Origin of the sequence: Bacillus cereus group sp. BcHK124, from assembly GCF_027712065.1 — a bacterium.
Taxonomy (GTDB): Bacteria; Bacillota; Bacilli; order Bacillales; family Bacillaceae_G; genus Bacillus_A; species Bacillus_A pacificus.
Genome location: NZ_JAQFPJ010000017.1, coordinates 41,099 through 57,323 on the forward strand (window position 1 = coordinate 41,099; position 16,225 = coordinate 57,323).

Below are 16,225 nucleotides of genomic sequence, written 5' to 3' on the forward strand. Positions count from 1 at the left end.
GGGTTTTGTTCATCCCCCACTGATTATTAGTTGAACCAATCGGACTTTTACGGACAGTTGATCCCCCACCTAACTTCTTTGCTTCCACTGAATTTTGAGGTGGGGGTCTTACTGCCCGTTAACGCGGGATAAAAAATGAATTGTAAAGAAAAAATTAAGAACAAATAAACTTAATACTTTCTTATTTATAAAGTGAAACTTTAATCAGCCCTCAACAATTGGGCGTTAACAGGGAGTTGGTCTCCCGCCGAATTTTAAGATGGAAAGACTTTCTCCACAACAAAAAAAGGATGGCAGCTGCCATCCTTTTTCCATAATAAACTATAAAATTATAGTTTGATTACGTTTTTAGCTTGAGGTCCACGGTTACCTTCTTCGATTTCGAAGCTAACTTTTTGACCTTCTTCTAGAGATTTGAAACCTTCAGTTTCGATTGCAGAGAAGTGTACGAATACGTCGTTTTCGCCTGGAACTTCGATGAAACCGAAGCCTTTTTCGTTGTTAAACCATTTTACTTGTCCTGTTACTGCCATGATTATTTCCTCCTAAGAAAATACATTTTTTTTAATTTTTAGTTTTCCTATCTAAAAAAAGAATCCACACATTATCAAATACGAAACATAAACTAGTTCTCACATACTTTTTCTCGTTCGTTTTCAGCACTTGATAATATATGGATTGCTTAATTTAACTATTCAACTGACACTATCATAGCATACTTAAAATAAAATGTACAATCTTTTTTGAAAATAGAATTTCTAATTTTTAGTATTTCTTATAAAATATAATTATCTCTATCCAAAATAAGGAGGAGTTTATGACCAATAAAATCCCTAGAAAAACATTAAAAAGAATTGAAGAGGATATTGAAAAGAATAATCTTGGAAAAGCAAGAGATAGATTGCATGGCCTCATCTTTACATACCCAAATGAATTACATCTTCGAAAACAACTCGGAGATATTTATTATAAATTACAATATCCAGAAATGGCTGGACGTTACTGGTATCTAGAGAAGCATAAAACAGATATTATACATGAATCATGTTTATTATTTGAAAAATCAATGGGAAATAATCCTCATCATATTGCACGTGCTTTAAAGTTTAAAGGCGATTCTAACCATTTAAAAGGTTTGTATAAAGCTCAACCGTTATCTTCCGTGCAGATGAAAGTAGCAGAGGAGCTAATTTATGATTATAAAGAAACATGGCAAGATAAGCTAGTTCCTTTTGGCTGTCTAGCATTGCTTGCTTCCCTTCTCTTTTCTACCATTGTTGGTCTATTCACTATTTGGAATTGGATTTTTTAATCACAGGGGGAATTTTCACATGTCAAACTACGCCAAAGAAGAAAAGCTTACAGGGGGAAACGTCTCAAACGTATATCGTTCTAAAAATACTGTTCGACGAGAATTGAAGCCAGACAGTGCAAAAGTTCATAAGTTATTACAGCATTTAGAAAACAAAGGTTTTCATTACGCACCAAAGTTTTTAGGTATAGATGAAAAAAATAGAGAGACTTTATCTTTTATTGAAGGAGATGCTGGAAATTATCCTTTAAAAGAATATATGCGATCTAATGATGTGTTAAAAGAAATAGCAAAGATGCTTCGCCTTTATCATGATGCGGTAAGTGACTTTCCGTTATTAGATGATTGGAAACCTATGGACCATACCCCAAATAACATTGAGGTTTTATGCCACAATGATTTTGCCATATATAACATTATATTTAATAACGAGAAACCAGTAGGTATTATTGATTTCGATGTTGCTGCTCCTGGCCCAAGAATTTGGGATATCGCTTATACGCTTTATACTTGTGTGCCTTTAAGTAGAGTGTATTATACGGAATCAGGCGAGGCAATTCGTTATGAATCAACACAACATGCTGATCGTATAAAAGAAAGAGTGCAATTGTTTGTTCAGTCCTACGGGAAAAGTATGGACGAAGATTACTTAGGAATGGTACTACTACGCCTAGAAGCGTTATGTACGTATATGAAAAGAAAAGCGCAAGAAGGCGACTTGAATTTCCAAAGAATGATTGATGAAGGACATTTAGAGCATTATGAAAAAGATATGAAGTTTATTCGTGATCATGGAGCTGAGTGGATTTGATCATATTGTCTTTTTTTGTCGGTAAGTCGATATATTTGAAAAATCGTTGATATATTTTCATTTACTCTCGAATCGTGCGAAAAATAATAAGGGGCATCCTTCAAAAAGGGGCCCCTTCCTTTTATTTCGTAAATTGTGCTTCTTCTGTAGATCCTTTTAATGCTGTCGTTGATGAAGTACCACCTGTAATCACCTGTGCTACTTCATCAAAGTAACCTGTTCCTACTTCTCGTTGATGGCGAGTTGCAGAGTAACCGTGTTTTTCTGCTGCGAATTCCGCTTGTTGTAGTTCAGAGTACGCTGCCATGCCGCGCTCTTTATAGCCGCGTGCTAATTCGAACATGCCGTAGTTTAATGAGTGGAATCCAGCAAGTGTTACGAACTGGAACTTATAACCGTAAGATGCGATTTCTTTTTGGAAGCTCGCAATTGTTTTCTCATCTAGTTTTTGTTTCCAGTTAAATGAAGGTGAACAGTTGTATGCAAGCAATTTCCCTGGATGTTCTTTATGAATTGCTTCCGCAAATCGTTTTGCATCTTCTAAATTTGGTTCAGACGTCTCGCACCAAACAAGGTCTGCATAAGGAGCGTATGCTAAACCACGTGCAATTGCTTGATCAAGGCCCGCCTTCGTACGATAAAATCCTTCTGGTGTTCTTTCTCCTGTAATAAACGCTTTATCAACCGGATCAATATCACTCGTAATTAAATCAGCTGCATCCGCATCTGTTCTTGCAACGATAATTGTCGGCACTCCCATTACGTCAGCAGCAAGGCGTGCTGAAATTAAATTACGTACCGCTGTTTGCGTCGGTAGTAATACTTTTCCGCCTAAATGACCGCATTTTTTCTCTGAAGATAATTGATCTTCGAAGTGCACACCTGATGCGCCTGCTTCAATCATACCTTTCATCAGCTCAAATACGTTTAATTGTCCGCCAAATCCAGCTTCTGCATCTGCTACAATTGGCACGAAATAATCTGTATCACCGCTTCCTTCCATATGCTGAATTTGATCCGCACGTTGCAGTGTTTGATTAATTCGTTTTACTACAGCAGGTACGCTATTCGCTGGATATAAACTTTGGTCTGGATACATATGTCCAGAAAGGTTCGCATCCGCCGCTACTTGCCATCCACTTAAATAAATTGCTTTTAACCCAGCTTTTACTTGTTGCATCGCTTGGTTTCCTGTTAATGCGCCAAGTGCGTTAATATAATCTTCCGTATGAAGCGACGCCCAAAGCTTTTCAGCACCGCGGCGCGCTAATGTATGCTCAATATCAATTGATCCACGCAGGCGAATTACATCTTCTGCCGAATATGGACGTGTGATCCCTTTCCAACGCGTATCTAATTCCCAGCTCTCTTGTAATTTCTCGATTCTTTCGTTTTTCATTTGTTCCATCCCCTTTTCACTTTTTATAAAATTTCATAACCCGGTAATGTTAAAAATGGTACAAATTCATCATTCCGAACGAGATTTGTAAATAACGTTGTTGCCTCTTGGAATCTCCCTTTCTTAAAGGCTTCTTTACCAATCTCTCTTTCTATTTTTGCTAACTCTTCTTCTTTTAGCTCTTCCATTAATTCAAGTGTAATATTACGACCATCATTTAATTTTCCACCTTCATGGCGAATCCATTGCCATACTTGTGCCCTAGAAATTTCCGCTGTTGCTGCATCTTCCATTAAGTTATAAATTGGTGCTGCTCCCCGGCCGCTTAACCAAGATGCAATATATTGAATACCTACGCTAATATTCAGACGAAGACCCTCTTCTGTAATCGTTCCCACTGGTACTTCTAATAAATCCTTTTCTGTAACATGTATTTCTTCACGTTTTCTAAAAATTTGATTTGGCGTTTTCATAATGTGATTAAATACTTCCATCGCGACTGGTACAAGTCCCGGGTGGGCAACCCAAGTCCCATCATGACCGTCTAAAGCTTCGCGCTCCTTATCCGCACGCACTTTTTCAAAAGCTGCTTCATTCGCTTCTGGATTGTTTTTAATTGGAATTTGTGCTGCCATTCCTCCAATAGCTGGTGCATTACGACGGTGACACGTTTGAATGACTTTCAAAGAATACGCGCGCATAAACGGCGCCGTCATCGTGACTTGCGCTCTATCTGGAAGTAAAAATTCATTATGATTACGGAAACCCTTTAAAAAACTAAAAATATAATCCCATCTTCCGCAATTTAATCCAGCAGAATGATCTTTAAGCTCATACAAAATTTCATCCATTTCAAACGAAGCGTGAATCGTTTCCAATAATACTGTTGCTTTAATCGTTCCGTTTGGAATACCGATATATTTTTGAGCAAATACGAAAACATCATTCCATAGCCTTGCTTCTAAATAGCTTTCCATTTTCGGTAAGTAAAAGTATGGACCGCTTCCTTTTGCTAAAAGAGCTTTCGCATTATGGAAAAAATAAAGTCCAAAATCTACTAAGCTACCAGACATATTCTTCCCGTCAACTTGCATATGTTTTTCTTCTAAATGCCATCCTCTTGGACGCACAATTAATACTGCTGTTTTACTATTTAAACGATATTCTTTTCCGTTTTCATTTTTATGTGAAATCGTTCCCTTTACTGCATCTCGTAAGTTTATTTGACCTTCAATTGCATTTTCCCAAGTTGGTGAATTCGAATCTTCAAAATCCGCCATAAAAAGATGTGCTCCTGAATTTAAAGCGTTAATAACCATCTTTCTATCTACTGGACCAGTAATCTCTACGCGGCGATCCTCTAAATCTTTTGGCAATTTAGCAATTGTCCAATCCGCTTCACGTATGTGCTTCGTTTCTTCTAAAAACTTCGGAAACTCTCCTGCATCAATTCTCTTTTGTTTCTCCGCACGCTTTTGTAAAAGTTCTATGCGGCGCTCATTGAAATTTTCATGTAATTTCTTTAAAAAACTAAGCGCCTCAGGTGTCAATATTTCGTTGTACGCTGGTAACATTTCTCCCACGAGTGTAACCCGTGAAGTTTGCGTCGACATATTAGCATCCCCTTCTTAAACTGTTTTATAACAGATTTGATTTTATGTTTTATATTATATAACAAATCTTCAGAAAAGGAAGTTTTTTTTGAAAATTTAATCGTTTTTTTTGTAAAACTGTATTCTTCCACCGGTCTTACACATAAAAAAGAAGCCGGTGTTATACAACACCAGCTTCTTGTTCTATTATTTATTCAAAAATTGTTTTAAATAAGAATTGCGCATATTGTTCACGTGTTACTTTCATGTTTGGAGCAAAGTTACCCTTGCCATCTCCTACTGAAATACCATTTGAACCTACTGCATTAATCGCATTTTCTGCCCAATGTCCTTTTGGTACATCTTTAAATCCTTTTGTTTCTTTTACTTCTAACTCATATGCTACTGTAAGCACTTGTGCCATTTCTGCACGTGTTAATGTATCTTTCGGTCTAAAGTTTCCAGTTCCATCACCATTAAAGATACCTAATTCTGTTAATACTAAAATTTCTTCTAAGAACATTGTTGATCTTTCATTAATATCTTTATATGGATTTTCAAGAATATCGCCTTCCTCGAATACTTCACTGAAATCCATTGTGCGATAAATTAAAGCGGCTACTTGTTCACGTGTTACGTTATGTCCAAAACCGAACACACCATTTCCATAACCAAGCATAATTTCTTGTTCTGCTAAAGTTTGAATTGCTTCATAAGACCAATGTCCTGCTGGTACATCTTTAAAGAATGCCTGACTTGCTTGTTGTGGCTTTGCAGCTAATTCAGCTTTTGCTGTTGTCCCTTCAGCACTAAATGCTACTCCACCCATAATTGTTAAAGCTGTTGCTACTTTTAAAACTTTTTTCTTCAAAGTATTCTCTCCCTAAAAAACATATTTTTTTCTAATATAAAGAATTAATGGAAGCGTAACAATATAATTTTCATGTGAGTTTTGTCTAATTTATGAACTATATTTCACATACTTTTATTTACACTTTATTAATAATAAAGTTACTAAACCGTATATTTAAACAATAAAAAGTCACTTTATTCAATCTCTTCTTATCCACTAAATTCGAAAAACTAAATTACGAATAGAAAATCGATATAATTACAAATAATTTTAAATAAGAAAAAAGCGTGGAATTCCCGCGCTTTTTTCTCGATATATATTATATTAATATAATTTAAACATCCTTATATTTTAACTTTCATTCATAATCTTCATCTTTTACTGGAAAATAAAAAACAGCTTTATTTAAAAACGTTGCATATTGCTCACGTGTTACAACTTTATTCGGTTCAAATTTCCCATTTCCTGTTCCTACTATGACATGATTAGACTGTAGTGCACTAATCGCATTTTTTGCCCAATGATTATTTGGTACATCTTTAAATGTATGGTTCTTCTTCACCTCAAATGTAAATGCATTCGTAAGAATTTGTGCCATTTCTGCGCGTGTTACTGGTGCAGTTGGTCTAAAGTTTCCTTTTTCATCACCTTTAAAAATACCATGCTCTGTTAATACTAAAATTTCATCTAAAAACATTGTTGCTCTCTCAGAAATATCTTTGTATGGATTTTTTAAAGGTCCTTCCTTTTTCAAATTCAATGTACGATACAGCACTGCTGCTACTTGTTCTCTTGTTACATTATCACCTACACCAAACTTACCATTTCCATACCCTAACATTACTTTATTGTATACTACATCCATTATATCGTCATATGCCCAGTAGTTTACTGGAACATCATCAAACACAATCATTTCTGGATATTCTTCTGCTTTTACGTTTGGAACATTCGTACTTACAAACAAACCACCCATAATAGTTACCGTTGCCATTATACGTAACATATTCTTCTTCATTGCCCTCTCCCCTTTACCTCCATTTGAAAAAACGGAAAATAATAGACTGAAATCCTTTCCAATATTACATATGTTGCCTTTGCACCATTTATGCAATATATTACATTTAAAAAATCTATTATTGTGAAAATCACTACTAAAGGAGAGCCAATTCGCTCTCAATTTCAACTTTTATACCGAATTGTACGCAAACTAATTTTCTTTCCTGTATTCATGTAAAGGTGTTTCTATAATATAAATATTCTACTTTTTTTTAAAGAAATCCTTCACGTTTTAAGAGTTCATTTTCTAGACAAAAAATGCAATTATATCGACTTAACTACAACATACGACAATAGTAACCTCTCTATTAACAAAAGCTCATAATGAGCGAAAGATACCTCTTCCACAAATTATGAGCTTTCTCTTTATCTATTCCATTTTCCCTGGAGAATTATCAATTGATCGTTGTAAAAACTTTGCAAATTGCCCACGTGTAACGAGCATTTCAGGCTGGAACTTGCCATCTCCCGTTCCTACCGCTACTTTATTAGACTGCAATGCGCTAATTGCATCCCTTGCCCAATGATTTTCTGGTATATCTGTAAATGTATGTGGACTCTTTGTTTTCAACTCATATGCTTTCGTTAAAATTTGTGCTAATTCTGCACGAGTCAATGTATCTTTCGGACGGAAATTCCCATTTTCGTCTCCTTTAAAAATACCAAGCTGTGTTAAGCGTAAAATTTCGTAAGGGAACATGGTTGATTTCGCACTAATATCTCCATATGGATTTCCAATAGTCGCACTTCTTTTTACATGAAGTGCGCGGTACAATACTGCCGCCGCTTGTTCACGTGTTATATGATCTTCTGTCCCAAACTTACCATTTCCATAGCCATACATAATGCGATGATATACTAAATTTGTAATTTCATCATATGCCCAATAATCTGTTGTTACATCATCAAACTTTATCATAATATTAGGACTAGATTTTTGGATAACATCTGTATTTGCAGACACACCATTTGCACTTACAAATATTCCCCCCATTAAAGTTAGTGATGTCGCGATCTTTACTAGCTTTTTCATCCCTCTCATCTACCTTTTCCTTTATTTCCCTGCAAATTATATTATACAATAAATCTGAAAATTTCAAATGCAATTAAACCTAATTATTTACAATTACGAATACAATTTTTCTTTTACTGCTATTTCCTCATCCTTCGTTTTTCGAAAAGTAAATGCCATTCCTACAAATATAAGGATAATCCCTACTACTTGCATACTAGTCGGTCTAAACCCAGTAAAGACGGTATCTAATAGTATTGCAACCGCAGGATCTAAAAATACTAATACAGAAATCATTCTAGTAGATAAATCTCTTAAACTGTCAAAAAATAAGTAATATACAAATCCAGTATGTATAAGACCTGTCGCTGTAATCATCATCCAATTCATCTCTGTTAATCCTTGAAACTTGCCAAAATCTACGAATGGTAGCAATAAAAATATACCTAAAAACGTTTGTAAAAATGTCATCGCATATGCGCTCGTATGCTGAATTCCTTTTCCTAGTAAAGTGGTAAAAGCATAAAATAGTGCCGCAAGTAGTGCCCATACCATGCCAGATGACATCAGTTTTTCAAGTGATAGACTTCCATCTACTCCAGCCACTAACACTGTACCGATAAAACAAATGACAATGGACAAAACAGCAAACATTGTAAGTCTCTCTTTAAATACGATACTACCAATCATTAATACGATAATGGGTGCTAGATGATAAACTGAAATCGCAATTGTAATCGACATAACTTCAAACGCTTTAAATAGAAATACCCAGTTAAAAACGAGAAATACACCGCATGCTAATATTTGCATGATTTCTTTTTTATTCCATTGCTCACTTTTATATTGTCCTGTTACGAGCCAACATAATGCTAAAAATATAGTCGCACAAATACAACGAACGAATACTAATTCAAAAGACGGTAAACCTGTTTGAATAGAGAAAAATCCAATTGATCCGAAAATAGACATCGAAAGGATCATTTTTATAGCCGGCATTGATTTTGAATGAAACAAAATATTAACCTCCTAAACATTTCACTGAATATTCCATATATTATACACTATAATTTTCCAAAACTCGAATAACGCATAAAAAAGAAGCAGTACACTACCGCTTCTTTTCCTTTTCATATTTTTCAAACGTATGAATTCTTTCGAAAATTGGTGGATGTGTGTATAAGAAAAACTTCACTAACGCAGGAGGATTTACTTGGCTTAAACTCGTTTTTGATAAATATTGAAACGTTTTTACACCAGATTTCCCGTCCTTCGTCATGTCTAAAGCATATTGATCTGCTGCTCGTTCTTCTATACGAGAAACGTAGTTTGTTGCTGGTTGTGATACAAAAGAGAGGACAGAAGAAATTAAGAAAAATAAAGGTAAAATTGAGAAACATGCTGCTTTTGGAATTTGCAGCGTATCTCCCCATTTTCGAATACACATATTGATAATACGACTAATGAGGTACATCCCTATAAACGATAGCAACACATAACTCGCAACGCCCCAATATATATGTTTCATAACATAATGCCCCATTTCATGGGCCATTATAAATAAAATCTCTTTATCTTTTAATTGCTTAAGCGTCGTATCCCACATTACAATACGCGAGTTAAGTCCTATTCCTGTTACGTAGGCATTTAATGCATTCGTTTTTTCCGACATATTGACTTCATATACATGTTTTGCTGGAATATCAGCTTTGTCTGCCATCGCTAAAATTTTCGTTTCTAATTCTTTATCTTTCAGCGTCGAAAAGTCGTTATACAGTGGATCAATCACGACAGGCTGTATGAATGTTAAAAAGATTGTAAACGGAACAGAGAGTGCCCAGCCTGCTAACCACCATCTCTTCGGGAATTTACGGATAAGCCAGAGAAGAACCGTAACTACAATTAACATAGTTGCATAACTTTCCCAAAAACCGATAACATGATCTTTTATCCAGCTTTGTGTACTTTGCGTTGAAATGCCGTAATCAACGGAAACTTTTCGGCTAATCCATTGCATCGGCAAGGCAAGAACTGTTGTAAGTAATGATAAATAAAAGAAATAAATCGCAACTTGCAGGACACTTATTTTCGTCGTTTCCTTCGACCATTTCTCAAACTTTTTTGAAATACCGAGCACAAGTACAAATAATAAAATAATCCATTCAAGAGGCGTCGCTAAAAAATACAGTAAATTTTTCACGCGCGAATAATCTTGGCTTAGCGTAAGCTCTCTTGCATTCATAAACGTTTCTGGATCTGCACTCGTTCCTTTGTACATGTCAGGAATTAGTTCATGATTCCATCCAAATAAATACCAATATATAAATAACGCAAACCCAACGTACAAAAAAAGCGACCACCCGATAACCTTCCTCACGCTATTCCCTCCTCTATGCTGCCTGTCTATTATTATTGTAAGTTCGTACATGCTAAATTAGAACAAGCTTATTACGCGAATTGCTCGAGAGCCTTTTATTTACATAAAAAACTCTTCTACAAATAGAAGAGTTTTACCTACCTTTAGACGCTTTCTTCGGTTCATACTCTGGGATAAGAAACGTACTTACAACCCAACATATTAAACCAACGCCTTTTATATAGCGTATATATTCATAGTCTTGAAAAAATAAAGTCGTTACAATAAGCGTAAAAAATCCAATTAAAACTAGTACATATCCTATTTGCTTCTTAGATAACATAGCGTGCCTCCTTAAGGAAGTATATCCATTAATAAGCTAAAATCTTGTAAAGAAAAAGAACTATATTTCATAATACCTTGTACAGCTAAAAGTAAAATAAGACCGGTCACACACATATAATTAACACTTTCTTCACTCTTTTTTTCAGCAACTACACCGCCACTAATACATAAAATCCCTAGCAAATGAAGTGCTAAATACATAAAGAAATAAGCTTCCTCCCAGCGAAGAATAACGTTGACTGTCGTTATTAGCACTATACTAAGCACAATCAAATAAAAAAACTTATTTGATGATATTGTTTCATTCATATAATTTTATACATCCCTTTCAAATTTAGAATGAATGATGTTTCAAAGCTATAAAGTAAATGATTGTTTTCATACTATAAAACAAAAGGAAAGCCACTATTACTTTCTCGAATACTTTATGAACCCACATATACTTCTCTTCATTTTTTCTGAATATGCGCTTCATCATTTCTTCTACTATTAGACCAAATATTAGTAAAACCCCTAGCACAATAAGAAGAGAAATAATATTTTCTTTTAAATGATTACTAGAGAACAAATAATACTCCGGAAACACAATCGTATCTACTACAGGTTGAAGCCAATGACAAACGCTTTTATCACACATATCTGTAATAGACGTAGCATCTATAATGTCTTTCAATATTTTTCCAATCGTCTTCTTGATCTCATTTACTCCCCACGACGTCTGAAAAGCTTTTTTCCTGCTCTACATATATAGCGGGCATTTCTTTACTCCAATATTTGCGGTTAACAAATAAAAAGATGAGTACTAAGTTTAATCCTGTTATAAAAATAATAAGTCCTGGAAAGAACGTCGTATAATTTGAGAAATCTGCAAAACTCATTATCTCTTCTTTATTTATTAAAAAAGAAGCACCGATTACAAATGCATTGTTTAACATGTGAATAGCAATTGGCATGAGTAAACTATTCGTACGAATATATACGATTGATAGTACAACGCTAAATACAATTGCACCTAGGAAATCAACGTGTAACAATGCAAACAATATTGCTACAACAATGATCGCTATACTCGTTCCCCATTTTGCTGCGAAGCGTTGCAGTAAAAATCCACGAAAAACAAATTCCCCAATAATTGGTGCAATGAATACGACCATAATAACTTGATAAACATATCCCCCAGTGCTATCCATAATCGGTTCACGTAATGCATTCATAATAAATGTCGGTGTAATCCATGCAAAGCTATACATGTACAAAATAAGATATCCATAACTAAACACGCATAACATGATCGTAATGTATAAAACTTGCACCAGGTTAAATGTTTCATTTCTATTAATAAATAATGAAAATGCAACACGGTGTTTTTTATACGCAAAATAAATCCACGTAATCGGCAGGATATAGAATATAAGAATATTTATAAAAGTAGAATTTTGCATATGAAATGTATTTTCTATCAATTCATTACTGGCTCTTGCAACTACAGTTAATAGTGCAAATACAATTAAAAAATATCTAGCTCGCATCGTTTGAAACGGATTCACACTCATCTCCTCCCCTATGTTACTTTTATCATATCATTTGATTCTTAATTTTTTGAGAAAGAAAACCTTAAAATTTCCTTAAAAATTCCATAAGTTACCGAAAGATGATATGATATTCGAGGAAATTAGGAGGGATTTTTATGTATGAAGCAAATATTTTGCTCGTTGATGATGAAACAGCAATTTTACAATTACTAACTACCATTCTTGAAAAAGAAGGTTTTTCTCATATTACAACTGCAACATCAGCTGAAATAGCTTTATCTCTCACGCAGCAAAACGATTACGACTTAATTATTTTAGATGTCATGCTTCCTGGACAATCTGGTTTTGATATTTGTCCCATCATTCGACAGAAAACAGATTGCCCTATCTTCTTCCTCACAGCTAAAGCATCTGATTTAGATAAAATATCTGGATTTGCACACGGTGCAGATGATTATATTACGAAGCCATTTAATCCACTTGAAGTAGTAGCTCGTATGAAAGCACAACTCCGAAGACATATGAAGCAAGTAATGACACATGAACAAAAAGCACACTCTAGTTCATTTGGTAGATTTGCAATTGATCGCGATTCCGCAGAACTGACAGTGAATGGACATGTTGTCGAATGTTCAGCCCAGCTATTTCAGCTACTACTCTTCTTTTGCGAGAATCCGAACTATGTATTTTCGAAGGAAGAAATATACGAAAAAGTTTGGGGAGCACCAGCCTATAATGGCGATGACAATACTGTTATGGTTCACATTCGAAAACTACGTGAAAAAATTGAACAAGACCCAAGTAAACCAGAATATATAAAAACCGTTCGCGGACTTGGCTATAAGTTCATTACAAAGTAAGGTGACGATATGAATTTTAATAAACGACTCATTATCCAGTTTATTCTGCAACACGTATTTGTTTTAGTTACATTACTAATTGCTGTAGTAGCTGCTTTCACTTATTTAATTTTTCTTGTTACTAGTACTTCATATGAACCGAATATTCCAGATGCTGATAATTTTATGATTGCAAGATATATCTCTTCAGAAGATGGCGATATTTCGTTAAAAACTGAAGTAAAAGACTTAATGAAAGAGAAAAATGATTGGATTCAAGTTGTAGAGGAAAACGGAAAAGTTCTCTATCACTTTAATACACCTAGTGACGTACCGACATCTTATACGAAGGCATCTTTATTCTCATATATACAGAATCACATAGAAAGCCCTTATACATTTACGTATTGGGAAATTGAATTAGAAGACAAGAATGTGCTTGTTATTTATGGCAGTATGTTAAAAAGCAATGAATTACTAAAAACAATCCAGAAAACGCACCCTTCTGTATCTACAGATTCGTTCACATTAACAGAAGAAGAACAGCATTTACTTACTAAAGAAAAAGCAACACTTCAAATCTTTAATAGCGTTGGCGAAGAAGTATTCTCCTATCCAAACGGAAAGAAAAAAACATTTTCTGTTATACAAGCCGCTCTTAGTGAAAAAGAACCGTGGAATCATAAAGAAAACACGTCTAGCTTTTATGACACAAATAGCAATCATCTCCTTGTTGTAACTGCCAAAAATGAGCACTACTACCCAGATGATGAAATAGAAGATGTATTTACTAAAAAGTTTCTAATTGGATGCGGATTAATCCTTCTTATCGTATTTGTTTATTTAGTTATTCTTTCTATTTGGTACGGTAATAAATTTGGAAAACCGTTATTACATGCGATGCGCTGGCTTAAAAACATAGCTGGCGGAAAGTACGAAGAACCTGTTAGTAAAAAAGGGAAACCTATCAGATTCAGGCGATCTGGTAAAGAAAAATGGTCATTCCGCTTGTTTCGAGATGTTACAAGTTCACTAGAGCACCTTTCTATTACACTCAAAAAAAATGATGCGATGAGGCAAGTACTGCAGCAAACACGTGAGGAATGGATTACCGGTCTCACACATGATTTAAAAACACCACTAAGCTCTATATATGGTTACGCATTATTACTAGAATCAAAGCAGTACAACTGGACTGATCGTGACATTCAACAATTCGGTAGTGTTATGAAAGAGAAATCTCAATATATGACGACATTAATTGATGATTTAAGCTTAACGTATCAATTAAAAAATAACAGTCTTCCTGCGCAACACGTAAATATTGAAATGAATCAATTCGTTCAAAAAGTATTATTACAATTCATTAATAATCCGACACTTCAAAATCAAAATATTGAATTCGTACCAAGCTCAAACAAAATTCAATATTTCATTGAAGAAAAATGGTTCCAGCGTATTATCGAAAACTTACTCGTAAACGCGGTAAAACATAATAACGAAACGACTAATGTCATCGTAAAACTTTCGCAAAATGAAAATTCATTTACACTATCTATTTCCGATAACGGAAAAGGAATGGATGATAAAACGAAAGAGCTTCTATTTGAGCGATATTACAGAGGAACAAATACAGAAGAAAGCAACATCGGAACGGGACTTGGCCTCGCTATTACGAAACAGCTCGTCCATGCTCATAACGGAACGATTTCTATCGATAGCAAACTAGGAAAAGGAACAACAATTATACTTGTGTTTCCGTTTCGTTCATAGAAAAGACGCTATGTGGCGTCTTTTCTTTTTTCTATTCTGGGAGAATTCAGCGGTATATGAAATGATGTAGACCATCTTTATGAGTTGTTTCAGCGGTATATGAAATTATATCGGCGATTTTGCGAATATATCAGCGCAACTCGAATTATATCGGCGATTTTTCAAATATATCGGCGCAAATCAAAATATATCAGCGATTTTCTGAATATATCGACTTACCGACAAAAATCGACAACAATAGCACCCCATCTTATATGCAAAGCTCCTGAAAAACAACGATTCCGCCCACGCCAATTGAAATTTCACGAAATAAAAAAGCGAGCCATTTCTCAATGACTCGCCCTCACTCTATTATTTTTTCTTCACCGGTATCCAAAGTTCCACTTGAGCGAACTCACTTTTATCTTCGTGGCAACGCTCATCGTATAGTTCAAACTCTGTAACGCCGCAATGTTCATAGCCTGAATGGGGGAACCATTCTGAGAATACTGCGTTCCACGTTTGGTGAATAGACGATACCATTTCTTCATGAGGAACTTTCGGCGTTGTAAATACTGCATATGTAGCCGATGGGAACGTACGCTTCGCAATTCCATCTGGTACATTTTCAAAGTCTGTAACTTCCATTCCAATAATATACGTGAAGTCCCCTGTTTCTAAATTAAAATCAGTACATAATCCAAGCTCTACCCATTGGCTCGTATCTTTACGATTCGGAATTGTCGTTCCAAGATCTTTTTGTAAATATTCTTGCCAAAATGCTGGAATGTCTTGATGGTTTTTTCCTTCTTTACTCGTCGTCTTCAGTTCATAACCCGCCACTAAAAATTCTGGTTTATTTACAATACGATATTCCATTTGTATGCCTCCTAAATACGGATTTAATTTTCTTTGCTTTACATTCACACTGTAATATATCGGTGTTTCTATTTCTTGCTTTCGATATTCACTCGGTGTCATTTGAAATAATTTTTTAAAGGCTCTCGTGAACGTTTCGTGAGATTGAAAGCCATGCTCAAATGCGATATCAATAATTTTTTCATCCGTATGAGAAAGTTGATAAGCTGCCCGGGCTAGCCTCCTCTTTCGAACATACTCCATTACCGTATCACCTACTAACGCCTGGAATACACGATGAAAATGCGACTCAGAAAAACCTGCAATACGCGCTAAATTACGCAGCGTCTGTTTTTCCATTACATCTTCCTCAATATAATCAATGGATCTTTGAATTTGTGTTTCATAACTTTCCATCTCTGTTCACCCGCCTTATATGTATTATGATAAAAGAGAATCTTATCCAATTCTTGACGTTTTTTACTATAATTTTAAAAACAAATGT

The 16,225-nt window shown here is 35.0% G+C and carries 17 protein-coding genes; 4 read left to right on the plus strand and 13 right to left on the minus strand.

Annotation, left to right across the window (positions count from 1 at the left end; all coding sequences use genetic code 11):
• Positions 1 to 329: 329 nt before the first annotated feature.
• Entirely contained in the window at positions 330 to 533 is a 204-nt protein-coding gene (cspA, locus tag PDK19_RS20600) for an RNA chaperone/antiterminator CspA (RefSeq protein ID WP_000301522.1), read from the minus strand.
• 284 nt (positions 534 to 817) lie between these two features.
• Between cspA and PDK19_RS20605 the strand changes: the two genes are divergently transcribed.
• Together PDK19_RS20605 and PDK19_RS20610 are read left to right on the plus strand one after the other, a co-directional pair.
• Complete coding sequence (locus tag PDK19_RS20605; RefSeq protein WP_270707930.1) at positions 818 to 1,312, plus strand: DUF6584 family protein; 495 nt, start codon at positions 818 to 820, stop codon at positions 1,310 to 1,312.
• A gap of 19 nt (positions 1,313 to 1,331) precedes the next feature.
• Positions 1,332 to 2,123, plus strand: coding sequence for a phosphotransferase (locus PDK19_RS20610; RefSeq protein WP_000073781.1), 792 nt, complete (start codon positions 1,332 to 1,334; stop codon positions 2,121 to 2,123).
• Between the two features lie 121 nt (positions 2,124 to 2,244).
• Here the strand turns inward: PDK19_RS20610 and aceA are convergent, their stop codons facing one another.
• The 11 genes from aceA to PDK19_RS20665 form a co-directional block, all read right to left on the minus strand.
• Positions 2,245 to 3,522 carry an isocitrate lyase gene (aceA, locus tag PDK19_RS20615; RefSeq protein ID WP_000787356.1) on the minus strand — a complete coding sequence of 426 codons (1,278 nt, stop codon included), beginning with the start codon at positions 3,520 to 3,522 and terminating at the stop codon, positions 2,245 to 2,247.
• A 23-nt stretch (positions 3,523 to 3,545) separates the two neighbouring features.
• On the minus strand, positions 3,546 to 5,135 hold the full coding sequence (gene aceB, locus PDK19_RS20620; protein ID WP_000107332.1) for a malate synthase A: 1,590 nt from the start codon (positions 5,133 to 5,135) through the stop codon (positions 3,546 to 3,548).
• Positions 5,136 to 5,325: 190 nt separating this feature from the next.
• The gene (locus PDK19_RS20625) at positions 5,326 to 5,985 is read right to left on the minus strand and encodes an S-layer homology domain-containing protein (RefSeq protein WP_014893224.1); all 660 of its coding nucleotides are present in this window, start codon (positions 5,983 to 5,985) and stop codon (positions 5,326 to 5,328) included.
• A gap of 340 nt (positions 5,986 to 6,325) precedes the next feature.
• Positions 6,326 to 6,985 (minus strand): S-layer homology domain-containing protein, encoded by a 660-nt coding sequence (locus PDK19_RS20630; RefSeq protein WP_014893225.1) that lies wholly within the window; start codon positions 6,983 to 6,985, stop codon positions 6,326 to 6,328.
• 411 nt (positions 6,986 to 7,396) lie between these two features.
• Positions 7,397 to 8,068 carry an S-layer homology domain-containing protein gene (locus tag PDK19_RS20635; RefSeq protein WP_014893226.1) on the minus strand — a complete coding sequence of 224 codons (672 nt, stop codon included), beginning with the start codon at positions 8,066 to 8,068 and terminating at the stop codon, positions 7,397 to 7,399.
• An 84-nt stretch (positions 8,069 to 8,152) separates the two neighbouring features.
• A complete protein-coding gene (locus tag PDK19_RS20640) occupies positions 8,153 to 9,055 on the minus strand; it encodes a DMT family transporter (RefSeq protein WP_074615150.1) in 903 nt (300 codons plus the stop codon).
• 94 nt (positions 9,056 to 9,149) lie between these two features.
• Positions 9,150 to 10,415: a M48 family metallopeptidase gene (locus tag PDK19_RS20645; protein ID WP_001233282.1), complete on the minus strand. Its 1,266-nt coding sequence runs from the start codon at positions 10,413 to 10,415 to the stop codon at positions 9,150 to 9,152.
• 133 nt (positions 10,416 to 10,548) lie between these two features.
• Entirely contained in the window at positions 10,549 to 10,737 is a 189-nt protein-coding gene (locus tag PDK19_RS20650; RefSeq protein WP_074615152.1) for a hypothetical protein, read from the minus strand.
• A gap of 11 nt (positions 10,738 to 10,748) precedes the next feature.
• A complete protein-coding gene (locus PDK19_RS20655; protein ID WP_242294496.1) occupies positions 10,749 to 11,048 on the minus strand; it encodes a hypothetical protein in 300 nt (99 codons plus the stop codon).
• Between the two features lie 25 nt (positions 11,049 to 11,073).
• Complete coding sequence (locus PDK19_RS20660) at positions 11,074 to 11,436, minus strand: hypothetical protein (RefSeq protein ID WP_270707970.1); 363 nt, start codon at positions 11,434 to 11,436, stop codon at positions 11,074 to 11,076.
• Between the two features lies 1 nt (position 11,437).
• Positions 11,438 to 12,292, minus strand: coding sequence for a CPBP family intramembrane glutamic endopeptidase (locus tag PDK19_RS20665; protein WP_000115762.1), 855 nt, complete (start codon positions 12,290 to 12,292; stop codon positions 11,438 to 11,440).
• Between the two features lie 134 nt (positions 12,293 to 12,426).
• On the opposite strand from PDK19_RS20665, the gene PDK19_RS20670 reads away from it, so the two are divergent.
• Positions 12,427 to 13,131 carry a response regulator transcription factor gene (locus PDK19_RS20670; protein WP_000272685.1) on the plus strand — a complete coding sequence of 235 codons (705 nt, stop codon included), beginning with the start codon at positions 12,427 to 12,429 and terminating at the stop codon, positions 13,129 to 13,131.
• A 9-nt stretch (positions 13,132 to 13,140) separates the two neighbouring features.
• Complete coding sequence (locus PDK19_RS20675; protein WP_262723008.1) at positions 13,141 to 14,883, plus strand: sensor histidine kinase; 1,743 nt, start codon at positions 13,141 to 13,143, stop codon at positions 14,881 to 14,883.
• Between the two features lie 351 nt (positions 14,884 to 15,234).
• On the opposite strand, the gene PDK19_RS20680 is transcribed toward PDK19_RS20675, so the two are convergent.
• Complete coding sequence (locus tag PDK19_RS20680; protein ID WP_049112947.1) at positions 15,235 to 16,137, minus strand: AraC family transcriptional regulator; 903 nt, start codon at positions 16,135 to 16,137, stop codon at positions 15,235 to 15,237.
• Positions 16,138 to 16,225: the final 88 nt, after the last annotated feature.